At 63.8% G+C, this 20,714-nt stretch carries 21 protein-coding genes and 3 tRNA genes; 19 read left to right on the forward strand and 5 right to left on the reverse strand.

Annotation, left to right across the window (positions count from 1 at the left end; all coding sequences use genetic code 11):
* Positions 1–58: 58 nt before the first annotated feature.
* The gene (locus AC6I6L_RS00450) at positions 59–241 is read left to right on the forward strand and encodes a hypothetical protein (protein WP_497915746.1); all 183 of its coding nucleotides are present in this window, start codon (positions 59–61) and stop codon (positions 239–241) included.
* Positions 242–1,283: 1,042 nt separating this feature from the next.
* On the opposite strand, the gene AC6I6L_RS00455 is transcribed toward AC6I6L_RS00450, so the two are convergent.
* Together AC6I6L_RS00455 and AC6I6L_RS00460 are read right to left on the reverse strand one after the other, a co-directional pair.
* A tRNA-Ile gene (locus tag AC6I6L_RS00455) sits at positions 1,284–1,357 on the reverse strand.
* Positions 1,358–1,425: 68 nt separating this feature from the next.
* Complete coding sequence (locus AC6I6L_RS00460) at positions 1,426–2,037, reverse strand: FxsA family protein (protein ID WP_497915747.1); 612 nt, start codon at positions 2,035–2,037, stop codon at positions 1,426–1,428.
* A gap of 269 nt (positions 2,038–2,306) precedes the next feature.
* Between AC6I6L_RS00460 and AC6I6L_RS00465 the strand changes: the two genes are divergently transcribed.
* Entirely contained in the window at positions 2,307–3,953 is a 1,647-nt protein-coding gene (locus AC6I6L_RS00465; protein WP_497915748.1) for a DUF255 domain-containing protein, read from the forward strand.
* A gap of 82 nt (positions 3,954–4,035) precedes the next feature.
* Positions 4,036–4,839 carry a TrmB family transcriptional regulator gene (locus AC6I6L_RS00470; RefSeq protein WP_497915749.1) on the forward strand — a complete coding sequence of 268 codons (804 nt, stop codon included), beginning with the start codon at positions 4,036–4,038 and terminating at the stop codon, positions 4,837–4,839.
* 75 nt (positions 4,840–4,914) lie between these two features.
* Here the strand turns inward: AC6I6L_RS00470 and mptA are convergent, their stop codons facing one another.
* Positions 4,915–5,847: a GTP cyclohydrolase MptA gene (gene mptA / locus AC6I6L_RS00475; protein ID WP_497915750.1), complete on the reverse strand. Its 933-nt coding sequence runs from the start codon at positions 5,845–5,847 to the stop codon at positions 4,915–4,917.
* 406 nt (positions 5,848–6,253) lie between these two features.
* On the opposite strand from mptA, the gene AC6I6L_RS00480 reads away from it, so the two are divergent.
* From AC6I6L_RS00480 to AC6I6L_RS00495, 4 genes are all read left to right on the forward strand, one after another.
* Positions 6,254–7,174 (forward strand): nucleotidyltransferase domain-containing protein, encoded by a 921-nt coding sequence (locus AC6I6L_RS00480; protein ID WP_497915751.1) that lies wholly within the window; start codon positions 6,254–6,256, stop codon positions 7,172–7,174.
* A gap of 258 nt (positions 7,175–7,432) precedes the next feature.
* Positions 7,433–8,167 (forward strand): DNA-directed RNA polymerase subunit epsilon, encoded by a 735-nt coding sequence (locus AC6I6L_RS00485; RefSeq protein ID WP_497915752.1) that lies wholly within the window; start codon positions 7,433–7,435, stop codon positions 8,165–8,167.
* Between the two features lie 91 nt (positions 8,168–8,258).
* Complete coding sequence (locus AC6I6L_RS00490) at positions 8,259–8,810, forward strand: cysteine hydrolase family protein (protein ID WP_497915753.1); 552 nt, start codon at positions 8,259–8,261, stop codon at positions 8,808–8,810.
* Positions 8,811–8,877: 67 nt separating this feature from the next.
* Positions 8,878–9,513 (forward strand): DsbA family oxidoreductase, encoded by a 636-nt coding sequence (locus tag AC6I6L_RS00495; RefSeq protein WP_497915754.1) that lies wholly within the window; start codon positions 8,878–8,880, stop codon positions 9,511–9,513.
* Positions 9,514–9,588: 75 nt separating this feature from the next.
* Here the strand turns inward: AC6I6L_RS00495 and AC6I6L_RS00500 are convergent, their stop codons facing one another.
* Positions 9,589–10,419: an NAD(+)/NADH kinase gene (locus tag AC6I6L_RS00500; RefSeq protein WP_497915755.1), complete on the reverse strand. Its 831-nt coding sequence runs from the start codon at positions 10,417–10,419 to the stop codon at positions 9,589–9,591.
* Between the two features lie 423 nt (positions 10,420–10,842).
* Here AC6I6L_RS00500 and AC6I6L_RS00505 point away from each other — a divergent pair, with 423 nt between their 5' ends.
* The 7 genes from AC6I6L_RS00505 (at position 10,843) to AC6I6L_RS00535 (ending at position 16,456) form a co-directional block, all read left to right on the forward strand.
* Positions 10,843–11,964 carry a KaiC domain-containing protein gene (locus AC6I6L_RS00505; RefSeq protein ID WP_497916820.1) on the forward strand — a complete coding sequence of 374 codons (1,122 nt, stop codon included), beginning with the start codon at positions 10,843–10,845 and terminating at the stop codon, positions 11,962–11,964.
* Between the two features lie 104 nt (positions 11,965–12,068).
* Positions 12,069–12,308, forward strand: coding sequence for an amphi-Trp domain-containing protein (locus AC6I6L_RS00510; RefSeq protein ID WP_497915756.1), 240 nt, complete (start codon positions 12,069–12,071; stop codon positions 12,306–12,308).
* A 275-nt stretch (positions 12,309–12,583) separates the two neighbouring features.
* On the forward strand, positions 12,584–13,012 hold the full coding sequence (locus tag AC6I6L_RS00515) for a universal stress protein (protein WP_497915757.1): 429 nt from the start codon (positions 12,584–12,586) through the stop codon (positions 13,010–13,012).
* Positions 13,013–13,111: 99 nt separating this feature from the next.
* Positions 13,112–14,458 carry a hypothetical protein gene (locus AC6I6L_RS00520; RefSeq protein WP_497915758.1) on the forward strand — a complete coding sequence of 449 codons (1,347 nt, stop codon included), beginning with the start codon at positions 13,112–13,114 and terminating at the stop codon, positions 14,456–14,458.
* Positions 14,459–14,726: 268 nt separating this feature from the next.
* A tRNA-Gly gene (locus AC6I6L_RS00525) sits at positions 14,727–14,797 on the forward strand.
* Between the two features lie 173 nt (positions 14,798–14,970).
* The gene (locus AC6I6L_RS00530; RefSeq protein WP_497915759.1) at positions 14,971–15,441 is read left to right on the forward strand and encodes a hypothetical protein; all 471 of its coding nucleotides are present in this window, start codon (positions 14,971–14,973) and stop codon (positions 15,439–15,441) included.
* A 220-nt stretch (positions 15,442–15,661) separates the two neighbouring features.
* Complete coding sequence (locus AC6I6L_RS00535) at positions 15,662–16,456, forward strand: NAD+ synthase (protein WP_497915760.1); 795 nt, start codon at positions 15,662–15,664, stop codon at positions 16,454–16,456.
* 87 nt (positions 16,457–16,543) lie between these two features.
* On the opposite strand, the gene AC6I6L_RS00540 is transcribed toward AC6I6L_RS00535, so the two are convergent.
* Positions 16,544–17,254, reverse strand: a complete 711-nt coding sequence (locus AC6I6L_RS00540) for an enoyl-CoA hydratase/isomerase family protein (RefSeq protein ID WP_497915761.1) — start codon at positions 17,252–17,254, stop codon at positions 16,544–16,546.
* 60 nt (positions 17,255–17,314) lie between these two features.
* Between AC6I6L_RS00540 and AC6I6L_RS00545 the strand changes: the two genes are divergently transcribed.
* The 5 genes from AC6I6L_RS00545 (at position 17,315) to AC6I6L_RS00565 (ending at position 20,689) form a co-directional block, all read left to right on the forward strand.
* Positions 17,315–18,133: a DUF7114 family protein gene (locus tag AC6I6L_RS00545; RefSeq protein ID WP_497915762.1), complete on the forward strand. Its 819-nt coding sequence runs from the start codon at positions 17,315–17,317 to the stop codon at positions 18,131–18,133.
* Positions 18,134–18,210: 77 nt separating this feature from the next.
* Positions 18,211–18,282, forward strand: a tRNA-Thr gene (locus AC6I6L_RS00550).
* 343 nt (positions 18,283–18,625) lie between these two features.
* Positions 18,626–19,351 carry an SCO family protein gene (locus tag AC6I6L_RS00555; protein ID WP_497915763.1) on the forward strand — a complete coding sequence of 242 codons (726 nt, stop codon included), beginning with the start codon at positions 18,626–18,628 and terminating at the stop codon, positions 19,349–19,351.
* A 2-nt stretch (positions 19,352–19,353) separates the two neighbouring features.
* Positions 19,354–19,890: a TlpA family protein disulfide reductase gene (locus tag AC6I6L_RS00560; protein ID WP_497915764.1), complete on the forward strand. Its 537-nt coding sequence runs from the start codon at positions 19,354–19,356 to the stop codon at positions 19,888–19,890.
* 139 nt (positions 19,891–20,029) lie between these two features.
* Positions 20,030–20,689: a cytochrome c biogenesis CcdA family protein gene (locus tag AC6I6L_RS00565; protein WP_497915765.1), complete on the forward strand. Its 660-nt coding sequence runs from the start codon at positions 20,030–20,032 to the stop codon at positions 20,687–20,689.
* Positions 20,690–20,714 lie beyond the last annotated feature (25 nt).

The following is a 20,714-nucleotide window of genomic DNA, read 5'->3' on the forward strand; positions in this document are numbered from 1 at the left end:
CGTTCGCTGTTGCTCGAAGTATTCCTCGTCGTTGCCCGTTCCGAGGAACGCGTCCTGGTTGCGCCAGACACAATTCCAGCAGTCGCGCACCCAGCTACCGGAGAGTCAGACTGCGGAAGACTGGCGAAAACTGCTCGAGGTGGTTGACGACGGCGGCTGGGGAGACGCTTACGAGGCCCAGACTGCTGTGGCCCACAGCCCAGCCCCGACGTTCAGTGGCTACGAATACTGTCGGCTGTGAGTCGCTGGAGTCCCGGACACCCGTGGCACGTTCTACGATCGGTTATGGGCGGTGGTCGTATTCGACGGGGCGGCGAACAGACGATCGATACCAGCGATCGCTGACGTGATGGCGCCCGTCGCCGGGGTCTCCGTGTAGGGACTCCATCGCTTCCGTATCCGATACCTCCCCGAAAGTCTGGCACCACCGGCCGACGGTCCCGAATCAGGCTGTCATCTCGATGCGGCCGACGGCATCGGTCTCATCCCACAGGCTTTCGATCGCCTCTGGCGATCCAATCGGTGCAAGAATATGTAACCAAACTGGTTGTCTTGATTATTTACCAAAAACCAGATAATTACTATCGTTGGTGTTTCTGCGTATATCGACTCGAAACCAAGGGCCACGGAGATAGCGAACCGCCTCGATCGACAGAGCGTGATCATGGAGCAAGAGCACAGCTGTACCATTATGATTCGTAATATACTGGTGTAATCACCATCGATCCGTGCTTCGAATTGGCGGATTAGTAAACTAATCTTCATCCTTTAGACGAAACTTCCGCGTGACGCCGGAGCTGAACCTCAGTGAGCCGAACCGCCACTTCTTCGTGGATCACTCGATTCAGTACCTTCGTCTTCGGCTGACGGATCTCGATTTAACCGTAGACATTTTGGGTATCTTTGCGCTAATATATTTTTCATATATTATACTGGCCAGTGACATCTATGGTATGGGAACGAACACTAAATTCCGTCATCCAAACTGGTCGCTTTCGAGAAAAACGTTCACCTGATAAAAAACGAAAACGGTAGCCGGACGAAGGTATCTAGCGTGGTAACGAATCTCCTCGAACGTCGTGAACGGAACTGTTGAGCGCTAAAACTGGCGTTACCGGACGTCTAAGAACTGTTCAGAAACTGAGTGGGCCAACTCGGATTTGAACCGAAGGAAGACGTTCCGGGTCACTCACGTCGTTTGCTTCCCGGGCTGCGACTTCCAGGGTTCAAATCTGAGTTCGATTCCATACTCGTAACTCACGAAGTTGTTCGTCACGAGAATATGGGCCAACTCGGATTTGAACCGAGAACCTCCACCTTATCAGAGTGGCGCTCGACCTAATTGAGCTATTGGCCCGCGTCGGCATCAGATAGTTATCCGCTGGTATGTTTAAGGGTTTCTTTCTCCGCGGAGTGTGAGATGCGCTACCGATCGAAGCGATCGCGATCGTCCTCGCCGGTTCCGGCGTCGCCGTCTCGATTGTCGTTGCCGAAATCGATCGTATACGAGTCCTCGTTGTCCTCGACGGTGTAGGCGTCTTCGCCGAGGTCGTAGGTGCCGGCAGCACCGTCGCTGGGCCTACCCGTCCCGGCCCCGGAACCGCCTCCGTCGGCAGGGAATCCGAACGTCCAGACGCCGCCGCTTGCGAACCCACCGGTCTTTTTGTCCGCGTAGGGGATGATCACGTAGCGTTTGAGCGCCGCACGAATCGGGATTCGGGTGAACGGAATCACGAGCAGGAAGCCGATCAGGTCGGTCACCAGGCCGGGCGTGAGCAAGAACGCGCCGGCGGCGATCAACAGCCCGCCGTCTACCAGCTGGTCCGTCGGGGGCTTGCCCTCGACCAGCGATCGTTGCAACTTCCGGATCGTCCGCCGGCCTTCAGCACGGACCAGGAGCATGCCGACGAGTCCGGTCAGGACGACGAGCAGTACCATGCCGACCCAGCCGATGTAGGTGGTCTGGCTGACGACGACGGCGAGGATCACTGCATCGAGAAAGGGGATGAGCAGGAGCGCGAAGATCCACCGGAGCATGTTCGGATATTGCCGACGAAGGGTGAAAACCCTTTACTCTCGTCGCGTCGCCTGTCAGCGATCGCGTTCTGACCGAACGCAGAGAGTACTACCACGAACGCACCGAGTCGCTGGACTTGCCCCGTTCAGTCCACCCGCGGTGGTCTGTGTGGCCAGTCAAGGGGTCTGGTGAGAGGGTCGGAGTCGTCTCGATCGACTGCCGGCAACGCGGTTCGCTCGCGATCGATCGACAGCGAAGGGCTTAGGCGGGGGACCCACCACCGTTCGGTATGGACGATCCGACACGCGTCGAGTGGCGCGACTGGGGGCAGGCGGCGTTCGACGAGGCCGAGGCGAGCGATCGGCCCGTGTTGCTCTCGCTGACCGCAACGTGGTGTGATCACTGCCACGAGATGGACGCCGAGACCTACGCGGAGCCGCGCATCGCCGCGAACGTCAACGACAGTTTCGTCCCCATCCGGGTCGACATCGATCGACACCCGCGCGTGCGCGATCGGTACAATATGGGCGGGTTTCCGTCGACGGTCTTTCTCGTGCCAAGCGGCGAAGTGCTAACGGGTGCGGGCTATCTCGGTCCCGACGGGATGCGACAGGTGCTCGACAGCGTGCGGACGATGTGGCAGACCAACGGTTCCGGAGCGGGACGAATCCCGCGGCCGCTTCGGGAGGATACCCCGCCCGCGGGCGAGCTAACTCCCGACATCGAATCCGCGATGCTCGGCCAGCTGGGCGAGGCGTACGACGAGGTTGCCGGCGGCTGGGGAACCGGCCCGAAATTCCCGCTTCCCGACGCCCTCGAGTTCGCACTCAAGCGCGATCGGGAGATGGCGCTGCGATCGTTCGACGCCGTCAGTGCGAACCTGTTAGACGAGTACGACGGCGGGTTCTACCGCTTTGGGACCGATCGAAACTGGTCTGGGCTGCAACACGAGAAGCTACTCGATTCCAACGGGGCGCTCGTGCGCGCGTTTGCCAACGCCTACCTCCACACCGGTGCGGACGAGTACCGCGAGCCGGCCGAACGAACGATCGAGTTTCTGACGACCACGCTGTGGAACGACGCGGCGGACGCCTTCGCAAACAGTCAGGCACCGGGCGAACCCGAGGCCCACGGTCTCGACGCGACCGATCGGTCGCTGGCCGACGAGCCACCCGTCGACGACGGCGTTTTCGCCGGTTCGAACGGGCTGGCGATCGAGGGGCTGCTCACGTATTACGCCTACACCGACGACGAGCGAGCCCGTCGCTACGCCGAACGGGCACTCGAGACGCTACGGACGGATCTGCTTCGAGACGGCGTCGCGGCTCACGAACGCGACGCGGCGCTGGGAGACGACGCCGAACCGACCTGCCTGCTCGCCAACCAAGCGCGGGTGCTGGCAGCGCTCACGACGGCCGCCAGTACGCTTGGCACCGACGTGCTCGCAGACGGGCGGGCGGTCGCTGACGCGACGATCGATCGCCTCCGCGACGGGGAGTCGTTCCTCGACGGTCCGGCCGAAGGGGTCGGCCTCTGCGATCGACCGTTGCGCCCGCTCGATGCGAACGTGGCGTTTGCTGACGGGCTACTCGAACTGGCCGTGCTCACCGGCGACGATCGGTATCGGGAGCACGCACGCGAGACGCTCGCGGCCTTCGCCGGTGCGAGCGATCGGTTCGGCGTCCAGATCGCCCGCTACGGCACGGCCGTCGCTCGGCTGCTCGAAGGACCGCTCGTGATCCGCGTCGGCTCCGACCCCGGCTCCGACCTCCACCGGGCCGCGCTCCGACTCGCGGATCACGAGAAAATAGTCGTCCCGGAGGCGACCGGGACCCTCGATTCCGGAACCGCACAGGTCGAGCGAGGAGAGCGCCGCTCCGCACCGGCCGAAACTCCCGAGCAGTTGAGCGATCGTATCAAAGACGTTCACGAGTGATCTTCAGCCCTGAGCCGGCCGGGATCGATTTTCGTGCAAACCACCACAGCGTTTATATCGCTCCGGTCAGAGTTTTTCCAGTATGGCTACCCTCAGGGATCTCGGGCTTTCGGAGTACGAAGCCCGGGCGTATCGAGCACTGCTGAACACCGGTCCGACGACGGCGAAAGAACTGTCCCGCGCGAGCGACGTCCCGATGGGCCGCATCTACGACGTTCTCAACAGCATCGAACAGTACAATCTCGTCCGCACGCAAACTGCGAGTCGACCCAAAAAGTACGTCGCCGTCGAGCCTTCGACCGCGCTCGATCGCCTGCTCGACGACAAGAAACGCGAACTCGAAGAAAAGGCCGACCAGTACGAATCGATCGTCGACGACCTCGCCGACGAACTCGACGCGGCAGAGCCGGTCGAAGAGCAGTTCTGGACCGCCGCCGTCGGTCCGGAGGAGACCCTCGACCTCCTACTCGAGCGACTCGCGGCCGCCGACCGACACATCGTGATGGTCGCTGCAGACCCGGTTCCACAGATGGACATTCGGACGGTGGGTGACGACGTTCTCGTCCAACTCGAGGACGCCCTCGATCGAGGGGTCTCGGTCGACATTTTGATGACGAGGGAGCTGGTCGGCTCGCTCTCGGAGAACGTCGGTGATCGGTACCGACAGACGTTACAGTCCCGGGAAGACTTCGACGTCCGGACCAGCGACGAAGTGACGGGGACGTTCAATATCATCGACGACGTAGAGGTCTGCATTCAGGTTCCGAACCCGCTCTCCTCGAGCGAGGCGTTCGGGATGATCGATCTGAAAGACCCCGAGTTCGCCGCCGACGTCCACGACGAGTTCGCGCCACACTGGCAAAACGCCGAACCGCTCGAGTTCTGAGGTCGCGACCCGTTCGATCCCTCAATCCCCGGCGACCGGCGGCGGAAATGCGACGGCTCGCTCGAGACCGATCGGTCAGGCGTCGCCGTTGACTTCGTCCCGCAGGGTCGCCACCTCGACGACGCGTTCGGCGTGAGCGTTGTGCTGGTGGATCGATTCGTCGTTGGACTGTTTCATCGTCACGACCGCGTCGTCGGGCAGGTGGTCGAAGTCGCTGACGACGCCCTCGGCCATCGAACGCACGCAATCCTCGACGAACTTTGCGTCCGAGTGGGATGCGAAGGTCATGTGGTCCTCGTCGGGACGTTTTGCGAGATTGTATATCCGCGCGCTCATCGAGTCGCGGGCGATGTCGATGACGTCGTTCAGATCGACTTCGGGATCGCCGTTGGATTCGACGGTCAGCGTCGCGTGGCCCCGCTGGGAGTGACCCGGCTGTGGGACCTGATCGAGAAAGTCGGTGATCGTCTCCTGGTCGACGCCGAGGTCTTCGAGCGTCTGCTTTGCGCGGGCGGCGGACATTCCTTGCGAGCACGGACAGACGGTCATTCCCGTAACCGTCGCGCCGATCTCCTCGCGGGTTCCGTCCTCGGTCGCGGTCGCGGCGGCCACGATGTCGACGGTGTGCTGGGTCTCGCGTTCGCTTTCGGGCGTCTGCTCGCGGCGCATGAACTCGGCTTCCATGGAGACCTCCGCGCGCGTCGTGTAGTCGTGTTTCTCGAGGAGTCGCTCGGCGGCCTCGCCACAGACTTCTTCGACGCGGTAGGCTTCGTCGCGGGTTGCGTCTTCCAGAATCTCGTCGATGACCTCCATGTTGCGGCTCATGTCGGCACCCTTGCGCCAGCTCGGCAGGTCGACGAAGACCTCGAACTCGGCCATCAACACGATCGGGCGTCTGTCGCCGCGGGCGATCTTCACGAGTTTGTCGACGCCGGTGACGCCGACCTGACTCAGACCGACGGTAACGTCCGGTGACGTTGCCTGCACGTCCGGCAGCTGTTGGCTCATTGCCCGCATTCAGGGTAGCAGCCGATTAGGGCTTTCGGAACCCGATATTTCAGCCGAAAATGACCGAATCGATCGACTGGGTGGCCTTGCCGACTGCCGAACTACCCTCGCGCTTTTAAGTACTTCTGGTCACAAGGTAAAGATACGACGGGAGAGCGCCACTTCTCAGAACCCTTCGAGTTGTGTAGCAATAGCGGTATCCTGCGACGAGTGTCCGGGTGTCGCGCTGTCTCCGACTCCGATCGGATCGATCCCCGAACTCTCTTTAAGTACCTCTGGTCACAAGGTAGAGATATGAAGGGGTTTTCGGCGGACCAGTTCTCCAGAGTCGTCGATTTATCTATAGTGGTCACGTCAATATCACGGGTACGAGCCACCGGCACGGCCGTCAGCACGACGATAGCACATGAGATCCGTCCCACAGCACGTCCACGACACCGTCGAAGACCACCTCGACGAGATCGAAGCCAGCCGCGACGTGGCGATCGCGCTGGCGGTCGCCCGCGGGAGCCACGCCTGGGGTGCGGCAAGTCCCGACAGCGACTACGATATCGGGTTCGTCTTCGTCCCGCGCGACCTTCGGGTCTACGCACACCTCGACGGACCTGCGGAGGTTCTGACCACAGACAACGGGAGGTTCGAGTATCAGGGCTGGAACGTCCGCACGTTCACACGACTGCTTGCGGACTCGAACGACGGCGCGATAGACCTGTTGCGCAGTCCGATCCGGTACCGAACCGCACTCGATCTCACTGCACTGACTACGTACGTCGAACGGACGTACAACCCGATCGATCTGTATCACGCCTGGCGCGGCATCGCGACGAGCAACTACCGGAAGTACATCTCCGACCACCTCGTTCGGACCGACGACGAACTGTTTCCGATCGTTGAGCGAACCGCCGAGCAGTACGTCGTCGAAACCGACGCAGGGACGGAGCGCATCGATCGGGACGACGACCGATTTACCGAAACACGGACCCGGCCGACGGTGAAGCGGAACCTCACCATCTGCCGGGCGGCCATGTCTGCTCGCTACCTGAAAACGACCGGCGAACGTGGCGATCACGACCTGCCGGCGATCGACTTCGAGACGTTCCTGCAAACGCAGGCCGAGGCGGTGTTCGACGCGGGCTGGATCGATCTCGCGCGAGAACTGCTCGATCGCAAACGTCGCGGCGAAGGCGACGTGAAAATTGGCGACGCCGTCGGCCGCGAGTTCGCTCAGCCACCGGTCGACATCGACACCACCACTCACGCCCGGGCCGGCCCGGATCCCGACCGACTGGACGCGTTCGTCGACGAACTGATCGCGGCGGTCGTGTGAGGAGGCTTCCGGAATCGATCCTCTCTTTAAGTGCTTCTGGTTACAAGGTAAAGCTATGACGGGGAAGACGGCCGTTCTCACGGATTCACCTATCGAATAGCGACGACTGCGCCCCAAGCGTACTCGAAGCCAAGCGTACTCGAAGCGTTCCATGGAGAAAATGTACTCGAGACGTATCACAGGGACTGTCAGTCCGATTGAGAACTCCCGCGAAACGAGCGAGCCTTTTTCTGTCTCCCTGTCCGAGCGACACACGAAATGCAATCCGACGGTCGCACACCCGGACGGGGTGACGAGCAGACGGTGGCCATTGACGGCGAGTCCGATCGCCGTCTCGAGACGCGTCCGGGCTCCGGTTCGCTCTCGCGGGCGGACGTCCAGCGAGACTCGACCGTCCGCCGCTGGGGCGTCGTCACGCCGAGTGCGACCGTGATCGGCCGTGCGGAGTCGCCCGGGGCGGATCTCTCGGAGAGTATCCGACGACTCCACGACGAACAACACGGCGCGACGCCGGGGTACAGCGAGCGCGCCCACCACCTCGATCGGCTGCGGACGACCCAGGCGCTGTGTAACGCCCTCGATCTGACGCCCTGGCAGCGCGACCTCGCACTCGGCGTGATGGACGAGATCGATCTCACCGAATTCGGGAGCCAGCGGGCCATCCCGAAGGTCGCGCTGGTAGTGATTCGCCACGTCGTCGACGTCGATCGACAGCAGTACTTTGGTCTCGACGATATCGACGCGCAGGCGCTCTCCGCGGAGCGGATGGACGATCTGTTCGGCCAGTACCGCGCCCACGACATTACGGAGGAGTCCCGATTCAAGCGCCTCGCAGCCGAGTACGGACTCGACACGACCAGCCTGAACCGCCTCCGTCGCGTTCTCAAAGCCCAACTCGAGGACGACCTGCCGGCCTACGGCCGGAACCCGTACCGCGATCCGAACCTGCCCGCGCCGACGGGCGGCGAGACGGTCGAGACCGAAGAGTCGTAACTCACTTTTGCGGACTGTCGTGTATGGTCGACCCCGCGGCCCTTCCCATGCAGGTGATCACTTGACGCTCTCTGCACGCCTCCACTGACGTATGACCGACGCCGTTATCGTCCTCGATATGCTGAACGACTTCGTAACCGGTGCGATCGCTGCCGAGCGGGCCGAACGAATCATTCCGACGCTGCGCGACGACCTGCTCCCGAGCGCTCGCGAACACGGGGTCCGAGTCATCTACGCGAACGACGCCCACCGCCCCGAGGACACCGAACTCGACGTCTGGGGCGAGCACGCGATGGTTGGCACCGAGGGCGCTGCGGTCATTCCGGAACTCGAACCGACCGACGTGGACGACGTCTTCGGGAAGCGGTTTTACGACGCCTTCTACGGCACGGGTCTCGACGAGCACCTCCGGAGTCTGGGCGTCGATCGAGTCATCGTGACGGGGCTGCACACGAACATGTGCGCCCGCCATACGTCTGCGAGCGCGTTCTTCCGGGGGTACGACATCGCTGCACCGGCGGACTGCCTCGAAGCGTTCAGCGAGGAGGCCCATCAGGACGGACTCGACTACCTCGATGACGTGTACGACGCCGAACTGACCACGAGCGAAGACCTGATTGCCGAGTGGGAGCGCGAGCGGTAACACCAGCCGTTCGCGAGTCGGTTGCCCGAGGGCGGACGCTTTTGTTTCCAGCGCCGCTATCGGTGCTATGACTTCGACTCCAACGAACGGCGATCGGCTCATCCTCTATGCCGACTACGTCTGTCCGTTCTGTTATCTCGGCAAACGATCGCTCGAGCAGTACCGCGAGCGACGCGAAGAACCGCTCGCGATCGACTGGCAGCCGTTCGACCTTCGCAGCGGCAAGCGCAACCCCGACGGCTCGATCGATCACGACGTCGATGACGGAAAAGACGACGCGTACTTCGAGCAGGCCAGACAGAACGTCCGACGGCTTCAGGAAGAGTACGGTGTCGACATGAGTCTGGAACTGGCGACCGAGGTGGATTCACTGCCCGCACAGCAGGCGTCGTGGTATGTCAGCCAAACCGATCCCGACCGGTGGGCCGCCTTCGACGAAGCCATCTACGACGCGCTCTGGCAGGACGGCCGCGACATCGGCGACGCCGAAGTGCTGGCCGAACTGGCGGCCGACGTTGGGATCCCGGCGGACGAAATCCGCGACGCGATCGACGACGACGGCCTCCGAGAAGAACTCGAAGCGCAGTTCGCTCGGGCACGACAGCAGCGAATTACGGGCGTTCCGACGTTCGTCTACGACGGCCACGCCGCCCGCGGTGCGGTGCCGCCGGCCCACCTCGAACGATTGATCGAGGGTCCCTGACCGTCGACCAGCCCGTGGCTACTCGGGAAACCGGCACACACCGAGGCGTCGTGAGCGCGACGGTACCGATACACCCTAGTCCAGCTTCTCGAGTCCGTCGAAGAAGTTTACCTGCGGCCCGACGAGCCTGACCGGATCGTCCGCGATCGCGATCGAGACGGTCGCCGGCGGCGTCAGTCGCTGGCGGTTTCGGCCGTCGCTGATCGCCAGGGCGGTGTCGGCGTCGGTGACCGACAGCGAGAGATCCGCGTCACGATCGACGACGAAGGAGGGCATCGAGTCGGCGGCCGCCATCTGCGTGACGACCAGCGTTTCGGCGGCGGGGTGAACGAGTGGTCCGCCCTCGCTTAAGTTGTACGCCGTCGACCCCGTCGGTGTCGCGACGAGGACCCCGTCCGCGTGGCTCTCTGCGTACTGGTTTCCGTCGACCTGAATCTCGATCGTCGCGCCGCCGCCGTGGCCGCGGTGTGGCCCGTGGAGGACGACTTCGTTGAGCGCCGGTTCGAGCGTCCACCCGTCGCCCGTCGCCTGCAGGCGATCGAGTTCGCGACAGCCGAGGTCCTCGCCGTCGCGAAGGGCCGAGACGAGGTCGGTCGTCACGTCGGTCGCGTCGGCCGGCGCAACGGCGTTAAGAAAGCCGACCTCGCCGAGGTTGATCCCGAGGATCGGGGTAGTACCGACTTCGCGGGCGACGAACAGGAGGGTGCCGTCCCCGCCGATGCTCACGACGAGGTCCCGTTCGGCCATCGCGGCGACCGGGGTCCCCGGTCTGTCGATCGCCCCGGCGGTCGCTTCGTCGACGACGGCCGCCGCTCCCGCTCGCTCGAGTGCAGACGCGAGTTTCGCGGCAAGTTGCTGTGCACGCTCGTTGTTGCGCTGGGCAACCAGTCCGACGTCGACGTCCATCGGTGGCGGATAGCCCTCCCGGATGCAAAAAGTTCCCCTTCGAGCGCCGACGGCAACAACATTCATTTGGATGGGATGCTTCGGCGTACGTGAACTGTTGGACGATCACACCTTCGTCACTCGTATGGAACGCGCTTCGCTGAGACCGGTACCGCCGATCGCGGTCAACAGCCTCGCCGGTGTCTCGGCTCGTGATTGCCGAGTAGTGCGAAACATTTCGGGAGGTGACCTCCCGTGAGTGAAGAGGTGGACGACCCCGACGACTGGTTCGAGCAGGCCTTCGCAGAAACGGACGACGAGTCCGGAAAAAACGACGTGTCGGACGATGACACGGACGCGGAGACGGATCACGCCGCCGAGACTGCTGCCGACGCCGACGGGGAAACTGGGGGGCGCGGTTCGGAACCGTTCGCCTTCGACGAAATGCCAGCGTCGGCTTCCGGAGAGTCGATTTCGGGCGACGAACGAGACTCGACGGACGAACGACTCTCGGCGGATCGCCGCGACTCGACGGATGATCGCCCCTCGACGGAGTTACCCGAGGGCGAACCGGAGGAGGAACGACCGTTCGAGGCGAATGCGAACCACCCTTTCGAGACGGATTGGATCGATCCGGGAGCGAGCGCCGAGCCGTCGATCGAGGCGGAAGACGACGACTCGACGGCCGGAAGCGGCGGTGAGAGCGGGTCGGACGACGAGAGCGACACGCTGTTCGACGAGGGGTTCGGGACCGCGTTACAGGACGCACCCACCGTCGGGGACCCGAGCGGACCTGACGGATTTTCGGACGTGGAGTTCGGTCTCGAAGGCAGCGAGACTCCTGATTTCGACGAGGAGATCGAGTCGGAACTCCCACGAGTCGACCTCGGTATCGAGGGTCTCGATCGGATGATTCAGGGCGGCGTCCCGGAGCGATCACTGATCGCCGCAGTGGGGAGTGCGGGTACGGGGAAGACGACGTTCGGACTCCAGTTTCTCAACCACGGACTCGAAAACGGCGAGAACGCGGTGTTCATCACCCTCGAGGAGAGTCGCGAACGGGTCATCAACAGCGCCACGGAAAAGGGGTACGCGTTCGACGAGCACGCTGCCGAAGGGCGACTCGCCGTCGTCGACGTCGATCCGATCGAGATGGCAAACAGTCTCGCGTCGATTCGGACCGAACTGCCGACGCTCATCGAGGAGTTTGGAGCCTCGCGACTCGTTCTGGACTCGGTGTCGCTGCTGGAAATGATGTACGAGAGTCGGGCGAATCGGCGCAACGAGATCTACGACTTCACCCAGAGCCTGAAAGCAGCCGGCGTCACCGCCTTACTGACCAGCGAGGCGGCCGAGAAGACGCCCTATGGGTCCCGGTACGGAATCGTGGAGTATCTCACTGATGCCGTATTCGTCCTTCAGTACATCCGCCCGGACGATTTTCGGGAAACGCGATTGGCGATCGAGATCCAGAAGATCCGCGATGCCAATCACTCTCGTGAAAAGAAACCCTACGAGATCACGGGCGAGGGAATCTCGGTCTATCAGCAGGCGAATCTGTTCTGACCGTTCCTCGTAGTCGCGGCCTTCGACACGTTCGTGCTCGGTAATCTCGTGTTGAGTGGCCGTTCACGCGACATACTTTTGCAGCCAGCGTCGTGACTCCCGGCATGGCCGACCGGACGACAGCCGACCAAACGATGACCCGTTCTGAGCTCGCAACGTACCTCTCGTCTCTCGGCAACGAGTTCGAGGAGGGCGGCGAGGAAATCAACGTGACTGTCGGAAACAAGACCGTCGACCTCACGCCGCCCGAGAACGTCGAGGTCTCGGTCGACGTCGTCGAGCGTTCCACGATGCTCCGTGGGGATCGTGAAACGATCTCGATCGAACTCAACTGGAAACGCTGAGAGGGATTCGCGTAGTCAGATGCCGCCGGTCGCCTGTAACGGGTCGGTGATCGGCGTACTTGATACGGACTGTTGGAAGTCATTTCCGGTGCGACCGCGACCCGTCTGCGGTTGCACCGGCAAAGCGTCACAGCAGACCGTATGAGTACACGAATCCCTCCCAGCGACCGTACAACAGTAGCCGCCTCGTGTCCGCTCACACGGGTCGCTCCGTCTTCGCGGGAACTGTGAGAAGAGCTTTTTTATCGGCCACGAGTCCTACGCGTATACCAGTAATGTACGAGACGATCCTCTGTCCGACGGACGGGAGCGAACACGCGACGACCGTACTCGACCACGCGATCGATATTGCACGGACCCGCGGGGCGACCCTGCACGTCCTTTCGGTCGTCGACGACCGGGCCTTCCTCGTCCTCGACGACGATCGGGTCGAAGCGGTTCGCTCCGACCTCCAGGTGTCGGCCCGCGAGGCAACCGATGCGGCCGCGACGCGGGCCGCCGACCACGACGTCGAGACGATCACAGCCGTCGACACCGGCCATCCGGCCGAACGTATCGTCGACTACGCCAAGCGCGTCGACGCCGACCTGATCGTGATGGGGACCAGCGGCGACGAGTACGAACGCAACGTCGTCGGCAGCGTCTCCCAGCGAGTCGTTCGTCGGGCTCCAGTCCCCGTTCTCACGGTCGGTCCCGACGTCTGACTGCCCCCGCGGTTTGCAGACGTTCTCTCGCGGATTGCGGACTTCGCCGTTCGAGCGTGTACAGTCACATTGATATGTGTTCTCTCGGTAGATGTTCCAATGCGTCGATCGATCGTTGTCGCGGTCGTATTGCTCGCAATCGCGTTCCTGTTCGTTGGTGGTCCGTCGCTGTTGTTCTCGCCCTCGACTGACGAGATCGCTCCGGCGGAAGCCGACACCGACGACCGAATCACGCCTGCGGTCGTTGCCCTGGAGGGTTCCGAAAGCGGCTTTTGGCGGTTTCTCAGTCCGGCACAAGCGTTCCAGCAACGGAGTCCGATCAACCTCGTCGTCCGAGGAGATACCGACGACATCGTTCGGATGATGACCGCTCGCGGCGACTGGAGCGAGGTCGACGAGGACCACGAGGAGGCCGAGTCGGAAACCTACGCCATCGGCGGCGAGCAACTGGTTGCGACCGACACCGAATGGGGCGAAGCCACGGGCGCAACTCGCTACTTCTGGATCGATCCGGGTGCCGACGAGGACGGCTACTGGATCGACGAGACCGGCCAGCTTCAGGACGGGGACTACTACGGCCAGCGGTACCACATCCGGTTCTACGAGGCTCCGCGCGCGGAGGACCAGTGGGTCGCCATGCAGGCTCACACCGAACACTTCGACTGGTTTACGCTCCGCCACCGGGTCGACGGCGCGGAAGCCGCCCAGTCGAAGGTCGAAGCCGACTTCATGAATCACCCGCGAATCGACACCCAGGAGGACGTTCGACGAATCTACCTCGACAACGCTGGCCCATCGGACGCCGACGGCTGGGCAACCGTCGTCGATCTCACGGGAATGATCGTCCTCCCCGCCGGCCTCGGACTGGTCGCTCGAGGGCGTATTCGCCGGACCACACCGACGGGCGACACTGTCAGCGAGCAGGTCGCCGATCGAACCCCCGACGCGATCGACGACCACCTGACGGACGTCGACCGGCAGCGACTCGCAGCCGCGTACGATCGTCTCGAAGCCGGGCACATCCTGCTCGTGTTCACAATCCTGGCACTCTATCTCGGCGTGCGAATCGGCGGCATCGCCCTCGAACGACACGCCGGGTTCCTCACGCCCCACATGATCGCTGCGCTGTTGTATCCCCTCATCGCGATCGCCATTCCTGTGTCGACTTACCTGATTGCGCGCGGCCTCACCCGGCGGCTGGATGCAGCCGTCGTCGCGTCGACCTCCCTCGCGCTCGCGATCTGGCTCGACTACGGCCTGCTCGGCGTCGACGTTATCGCCCTCGACGTGATTCTCCAGCGGATGCTCGTCGTCGTCTCGCTCGGGTTGATCGCCGGCGGTGCAGCCAGGCGAGCGGCTCGCAAGTCGACCGTCAACGACATGCTCGTTGCCGGCGTCGCGACGTGGGTGCTGGTACTCGTCGGGACGCTGCTTGGCTACCTGTGAACGATCGAGTCCGCGCCGAGCGAGCGAACGGCTGCATCCGATTCCGATCGTCCGTCGTCCGATCCGTTTAATACGACTCCGGACCTGATTTCGATCGTACCCGAGAGTGGGCAGTTCGGAACTGCGAACGACAGGGCACGAACGAAATGGGTGCGCTGGTGGTGAGCAGTTCGGATGAACTGCGAACGACAGGGCACGAACGAAATGGGTGCGCTGGTGGTGAGCAGTTCGGATGAACTGCGAACGACAGGGCACGAACGAAGTGAGTGCGCTGGTGGTCTAGTGGGAGGACATGAGCTTCCCAAGCTCATAGCCCGGGTTCAATTCCCGGCCAGCGCATATCGAAACGAATAGCCGCGAGTCACGACCGCGTCCGAGACGGTAATCGACCCGAGCGAACCGGTCCGAGGTTCGGCGTCTCTCCGTCGATTTCGATAACTAAACCAGAGGGGGTTTTGACCCACCGGCGACCACCATTCAGACACGGATCGAGTTCCACCCTCAGAACACTCATGTCCAACGTACTCGACGAATCCGCCGTTCAGCCGGTTCGGTATCTCGCTGCGATACTCGCTCTCGTCGTCGCAGGAATCCACCTCTTTCATCCGCAACTGGGCTACCCCCGGCTCGTTCGGTATCTCCAGCTCGGAACGCTGTACGATCCTCGTCCGCTCGTCTTTACCCTCTCGGGACTGGCGATCGTCGTCGGCGTCCTCCTGGTTTTCAACGGCGTGGCCAAACGTCGACTCTACGCGCTCGGGATCGTCCTGATGCTCGCGTACCTTCTGGGATACGGGTTGTGGCACACCGTCCTGGACCACGGTGGATTCTGGCCGCATATCGAAGCGCACGGCCACAGCGATCGCGGCGTCGTCGAAACAGTTCTCAGCCACCTGCTGTCGGATTCCGTCGAACTGGCGAGTAAGGCCGCCGAATTCGCCTTGCTGGTGGTGCTTGCCGTCCTCTACGCTGTGGATCGGTGACATCCTCTGTGGCCTGCGGGCCGTGGTACTGCCCCGTTCCGCGGTTACGAACCGTCCGTGACGCCTCGTCTCCGCCTGCGAATCCGGAATCGAACGCGGGTTCCCTGCGTCCACACCGCCGGTTCGACCGATCGAGTCCATTCGTTCGAAAACTGACCGTTCGGACACTTTTCTCTCGTAGGGAGTGGCTATTAGAGCGCCCGATCCGTACGGACGCGTAATGCTCGACGTTCGATTCTCGGATGCAGAACTGGAACAGCGCCGCGACCACATTACCGCGTTTATTCGCGATCGAGCGGACGCTGCGGGGGCAGACGGTGCCGTTCTCGGTCTCTCCGGAGGGATCGACAGCACCCTCACGGCGTACCTCGCGGTCGAGGCCCTGGGCGTCGACCAGGTCCACGGACTCGTCCTCCCCGCACGGGTCAGCGGCGACGAGAACATGAGCGACGCCGAACGCATCGCCCGGGACCTCGAGATCAGCTACGACGTGATCGAGATCGAGCCGATCGTCGACTCGCTGATCGAGGCCTATCCCGATGCCGAGGGCGACCACGTCGCGGTCGGGAACGCTCGCGCACGCGTCCGCGCCGTCCTGAACTATCTCGTCGCCAACCACGAGGGCCGACTCGTGCTCGGAACCGGCAACCGAAGCGAGGCCGCCGTCGGCTACTTCACGAAATACGGCGACGGCGCGGTCGACTGCCACCCGATCGGGAACCTCTACAAGGGCCAGGTTCGCCAGCTCGCCCGCCACGTCGGCGTTCCGGAGGACCTCGCGGCCAAGACCGCCACCGCGGAGCTGTGGGCCGACCAGACGGACGAAGACGAACTGGGAATCAGCTACGAGATGCTGGATTCGATTCTGGTGACCTACGTCGACGGGCCGCTGTCGGTCGCCGCGACGTGCCGACTGCTCGATATCGACGAGGAGACGGTGACGAAGGTCCGCGGGATGTACGACCGAAGCGAACACAAACGGCAGGTGCCACCCGCGCCCGAGCCGCTGCCCTGACACCGGGACTCACCCACGAACTCCCGCTCTGCTCACCCACCGCGTGACGGTTTCCGAGCGTACGATTACTATCCGAGTGTCCAGTTGCTACTCGAGCAGCGAGTCGATATCCTCGGCGTGAGCCGATACGAGGTCGCCAAACGCTTCGGCTTCGCGTCGTTCCTGCGTCGCCCGCGCTCGACCGTCCCGGAGCCGCCGCTTGAGCACTGCCAGGGCGTCGTGGGCGTTGCCGGCGATCTCCTCGGCGACCGATCGCGGATCGTCTTCGATTCGGGAAATCAGCCCCATTCGCAGTGCTTCTTCGGCGTCGACAACCCGCCCCGAGAGCGCGAACTCGAGGGCGTCGCCCTCGCCCACCACTCGCGGCAGGCGGACGGTGCCACCCCAGGCACCGAACAGGCCGAACGTAACGCCGGGTTCGCCGTAGGTCGACGCCGGCGTCCCGACGCGCACGTCGCAAGCCAGCGCGAGTTCCAGCCCGCCACCGCGTGCCGAGCCGTCGATTCCCGCGACGACGATCGCCGCCGAGTCCTCGATCCTCCGGGCGACGCGCTGGCCGAGTCGGGCGAACTCGACGGCCCGGTCGCGATCGCCGCCGAGATCGCTCACTGCCGCGAGGTCGGCCCCTGCACAGAACGCGGGGCCGTTTCCCGTCAGGTAGATGACCGCCTCATCGGCGTCTGCGACCGCCGTCTCGAGCGCTTCGAGTCCCTCGATGGTCAGTGCGTTGCGTGTCGCCGGCCGATCGAACGCAATCGTCCGCATCGATCGCTGACCGTCACTCTCGATCGTTAGCATAGCGGACTCTCTCCCGGCCTTTCCAAAGGTCTTTGCGTGCTCCGTCGTAACTCCCCAATAATGGACCAGGCCGACAGCTGTCGGCGTGCCGCCGTCGAGGCTATTGCGGACGTCGAACCACCGCGATTGTACGATCGGATCGCCACGGTTCTCGACGGTGCGTCGATGCTCCCCGGTGTCCTCACCGTCGAGAGCGCCGCCTCGATCGCCCCGGAAACGGCCGGCGGACCCGACCCGGATCGTGACGGGCGCGTCGAACGCGACGGATCCACCGCTGGCGACGGACCGATCGACGACATCGGACCGACCGACGCGATCCTCGAACACGCCGCCGGCGTCCAACTCATCTACGAAGGGCTCCGGCTGACCCGATCGCTCTCCCACGACGAACCCTGGATGGACGACGATAGCGCGGCCGCGGAGGCCGACCTCTCGATCCTCGCCGCCGATATCCTCGTCGCTCGCGGGTTCTACCTGCTTGCGAAGACGGATGCCGCCGGCAAGGCCGTTCGCACCGTCCAGGCGTTCGGCCGCGATCAGACCCGCCGGACTACCGTCGCTCGCGACAGGCAGGAACGCGACACCGAACTCGATCGCAACCGCGATCGCGACTCGGAGGCGATCACAGACGTCGAGAATCCCAGTTCGATCGACGCCAATCTCGAACGTGACGTTCTCGAACTCGCCGTCCTCGCTGGGGCCGCCGCCGTCGACGGCACCCCGCCCGTACGATTGCTCGGCATCGCCGACGACCTCGCTGGAGCCGTCGGAACCGCCTTTCCGCCAGCAGCCGACGGACTGGCCCGCTTCGAGACCCGGCCCGACCGATCGATCGACGATTCGACGACCGATCGGGCCACGTCCGCGACGGACCCGTAGGTGGATGGAATCGCCTGACACGGCTGCCGTAGATGGAAAGGGATATAACCCGTGGCACCACTCAATCAAAGTGTAGCGCCTGGGTAGCTTAGCGGTAAAGCGCGTCCTTGGTAAGGACGAGAGCCCGGGTTCAAATCCCGGCCTAGGCTTTTCTTACTGGCACTTTGTCACCTGTCGGCAACCGCTCGTCTCTCACACGACTCGCCGCATCCAAGCGTCTGTGGTAGCAGCCACCGGGAGTACTCGATCACGCCACTTTGGCCGTGTACTCACGATCGATTGCGGTTCGATCGCCCACCCATTCGGTCATTGAACCAGAATCCATTAGAAACGGCGTCGACTAGCCGGACGTGTGGACCGATATCGATTCCGGCGGGCGATCGGGACCGTGACAGCCACGGCCTCGCTGGCCGGGTGTTCCGGCTCTGAGGTGCGATCGATCGCATCGAACCCGTGGGATCGAATTGCGGACGTGCGGTTTTGCTTCCAACGATGACGCTCAACGACCCCGATATCGATCGTCGAACCGTTCTCCGAGGCGCTGGCGTGACGACGCTCGGCGGGGTACTCGCCGGTTGTACCGGTGCGCTCCCGTTCGGCTCAACCGGCGCGAACGACAACGTCGTGCTCGACGTGCCCGAAGAGTACGATCGGATTGCCGACGCCGATCTGCCGTACCCGATCCACGGGGAGGAACTCCCGGCGGCGACCGTCCCGGCCGTTCGCCACGACCGCGAGGTGTCGACGCGGGAGTTCGTCGGTGACCGCCACGTGATGCTCACCGCGATATTCACGCGCTGTTCGGGGGCGTGTCCGATGCTGGTGTCGCCGCTCGTCCAGGTGCAGGCGGCGTCGATCGACGGCGAGTTTACCGACGAGTTCGCGTTCCTGCCGATCACGTTCGACCCCGAGTACGACACGCCGGAGCGACTCACCGAGTACGGCGAGGAACGCGGGGCGAACTACGAGGTCGGGAACTGGTGGTTCCTCCGGCCCGAGACCGAAGCGCGAACCGAGGAAGTCGTCACCGACACGCTCGGCGTCCAGTTCCAGTACGTGCCGGCGGACGATCGAGAAATGGAGAACATGGCCTGGGCTCACAGCAACCTGCTCGTGCTCGCGAACGCCGACGGCTACGTCGAGCGGGCCTACACCGGCGAGCCGCCGAACCCGGCGACGGTCGTAGACGACGTGGAGACGCTCCGCGAGCGGTGGTGATCGTGCGACGACGCGACCTCCTCGCCGGTGCCGGGAGCCTGGCCGTGCTCGGCGGCGGTGCTGCCCTGGCGTTCGGGGCTATCGGCGGCCCGGACGAGGCTGTCGGCGTCGAGTCGATCGAACTGGAGACCGTTGACGCGCCGGGCAGTTCGGGCGGATCCGTCACCGTTCCGGCGACGGGCGAACCGACGTTCGTGGAATTCTTTGCCACCTGGTGTACCGTTTGCAAGGGACTGATGCCCGCGCTCGCGACCGTCTACGCGGACGTCGGTGACGAGATACAGTTCCTGTCGGTGACCAACGAACCGGTCGGCACCACGGTCTCCCGAGGCGACGTTGCCGAGTGGTGGACGGAACACGACGGAACCTGGCCGGTCGCGCTGGACACCGATCTCGAACTCACCCGGCGACTGGAACCGTCCGGCGTGCCCTACGCCTACGCGCTGGACGCGGACAACCGCGTCGTCTGGGACCACCGCGGCGACGCCACCGCCGGGGAACTGCGTGAGGGCATCCGGGCGGCGACGAACGGGGACTGAGCACGCGACACGGACAGAGAGAGAAATACACGACCCGGACCGAGAAGCGAATGAGCACACGACAGGGCTTGCGACGGGATCGAGGACGGGAGGAACCGGGAGACGACCGACGATCGAATTCACGCTGGAGGAGTCACGGATGAGTACCGAACTGTACGCGACGCTGACCGTCGCCCTCGGCGCGGGCGCGGCGACGTTCTTTGCACCCTGCTCGTACGCCCTGCTTCCCGGCTACGTCGGCTACTACGTCGCCGCAACCGACGACGATCGGGCACCCCTCGCCGGTGCCCTTCTTCGAGGCGGAGCGGCCGCCGTCGGCGTACTGGCGACGTTCGCCCTCCTTGCAGCCCTCGCGGTGGCCGCAAGCGACCTCGTCGAGCGCGCCCTTCACACGATCGAACTCGGCGTGGGGGTCGCGCTGATCGCGCTCGGACTGGCGGTCCTTCGGGGCTGGACGGGCCGGATTCACGTTCCGCTTCCCAGGCGTCGGGCGAGCGTCGCCGGCTTCGTGCTGTTCGGGGTACTCTACGCGCTGGCGGCGACCGCCTGCGTGTTGCCGGTGTTTCTCGGCGTGGCGATTCAGGCGACGACACTCTCGCCGACGGGAACCGCCGCGGTTCTGGGTGCATACGGCGGGAGCGTCGCCGCGTTGCTGCTCGCCGCCACCGTCGCGATCGCCGTTGGCCGCTCGCTGGGAATCGAGCGCGTCGTCGGTCCCGATCGGTTGCTCTCGGCTGCCGGCGCACTCTTGGTGCTTGCCGGCGCTGGCCAGCTGTTCGTCGCACTGACAATCTCGTGAGTCGATGATGCGTCGGTCGCACGAG

It is taken from the genome of Halosolutus sp. DAT137, from assembly GCF_059736405.1.

Coding starts and splice junctions, on each gene's coding strand:
- AC6I6L_RS00495 (WP_497915754.1), top strand. CDS start 8,878: ATGACTTCGACTCCAACGAACGGCGATCGGCTCATCCTCTATGCCGAC.
- AC6I6L_RS00555 (WP_497915763.1), top strand. CDS start 18,626: ATGACGCTCAACGACCCCGATATCGATCGTCGAACCGTTCTCCGAGGC.
- AC6I6L_RS00470 (WP_497915749.1), top strand. CDS start 4,036: ATGGCTACCCTCAGGGATCTCGGGCTTTCGGAGTACGAAGCCCGGGCG.
- AC6I6L_RS00510 (WP_497915756.1), top strand. CDS start 12,069: ATGGCCGACCGGACGACAGCCGACCAAACGATGACCCGTTCTGAGCTC.
- AC6I6L_RS00480 (WP_497915751.1), top strand. CDS start 6,254: ATGAGATCCGTCCCACAGCACGTCCACGACACCGTCGAAGACCACCTC.
- AC6I6L_RS00460 (WP_497915747.1), bottom strand. CDS start 2,037: ATGCTCCGGTGGATCTTCGCGCTCCTGCTCATCCCCTTTCTCGATGCA.
- AC6I6L_RS00490 (WP_497915753.1), top strand. CDS start 8,259: ATGACCGACGCCGTTATCGTCCTCGATATGCTGAACGACTTCGTAACC.
- AC6I6L_RS00500 (WP_497915755.1), bottom strand. CDS start 10,419: ATGGACGTCGACGTCGGACTGGTTGCCCAGCGCAACAACGAGCGTGCA.
- AC6I6L_RS00465 (WP_497915748.1), top strand. CDS start 2,307: ATGGACGATCCGACACGCGTCGAGTGGCGCGACTGGGGGCAGGCGGCG.
- AC6I6L_RS00540 (WP_497915761.1), bottom strand. CDS start 17,254: ATGCTAACGATCGAGAGTGACGGTCAGCGATCGATGCGGACGATTGCG.
- AC6I6L_RS00535 (WP_497915760.1), top strand. CDS start 15,662: ATGCTCGACGTTCGATTCTCGGATGCAGAACTGGAACAGCGCCGCGAC.
- AC6I6L_RS00530 (WP_497915759.1), top strand. CDS start 14,971: ATGTCCAACGTACTCGACGAATCCGCCGTTCAGCCGGTTCGGTATCTC.
- mptA (WP_497915750.1), bottom strand. CDS start 5,847: ATGAGCCAACAGCTGCCGGACGTGCAGGCAACGTCACCGGACGTTACC.
- AC6I6L_RS00485 (WP_497915752.1), top strand. CDS start 7,433: ATGCAATCCGACGGTCGCACACCCGGACGGGGTGACGAGCAGACGGTG.
- AC6I6L_RS00545 (WP_497915762.1), top strand. CDS start 17,315: ATGGACCAGGCCGACAGCTGTCGGCGTGCCGCCGTCGAGGCTATTGCG.
- AC6I6L_RS00565 (WP_497915765.1), top strand. CDS start 20,030: ATGAGTACCGAACTGTACGCGACGCTGACCGTCGCCCTCGGCGCGGGC.
- AC6I6L_RS00505 (WP_497916820.1), top strand. CDS start 10,843: ATGCCAGCGTCGGCTTCCGGAGAGTCGATTTCGGGCGACGAACGAGAC.
- AC6I6L_RS00520 (WP_497915758.1), top strand. CDS start 13,112: ATGCGTCGATCGATCGTTGTCGCGGTCGTATTGCTCGCAATCGCGTTC.
- AC6I6L_RS00515 (WP_497915757.1), top strand. CDS start 12,584: ATGTACGAGACGATCCTCTGTCCGACGGACGGGAGCGAACACGCGACG.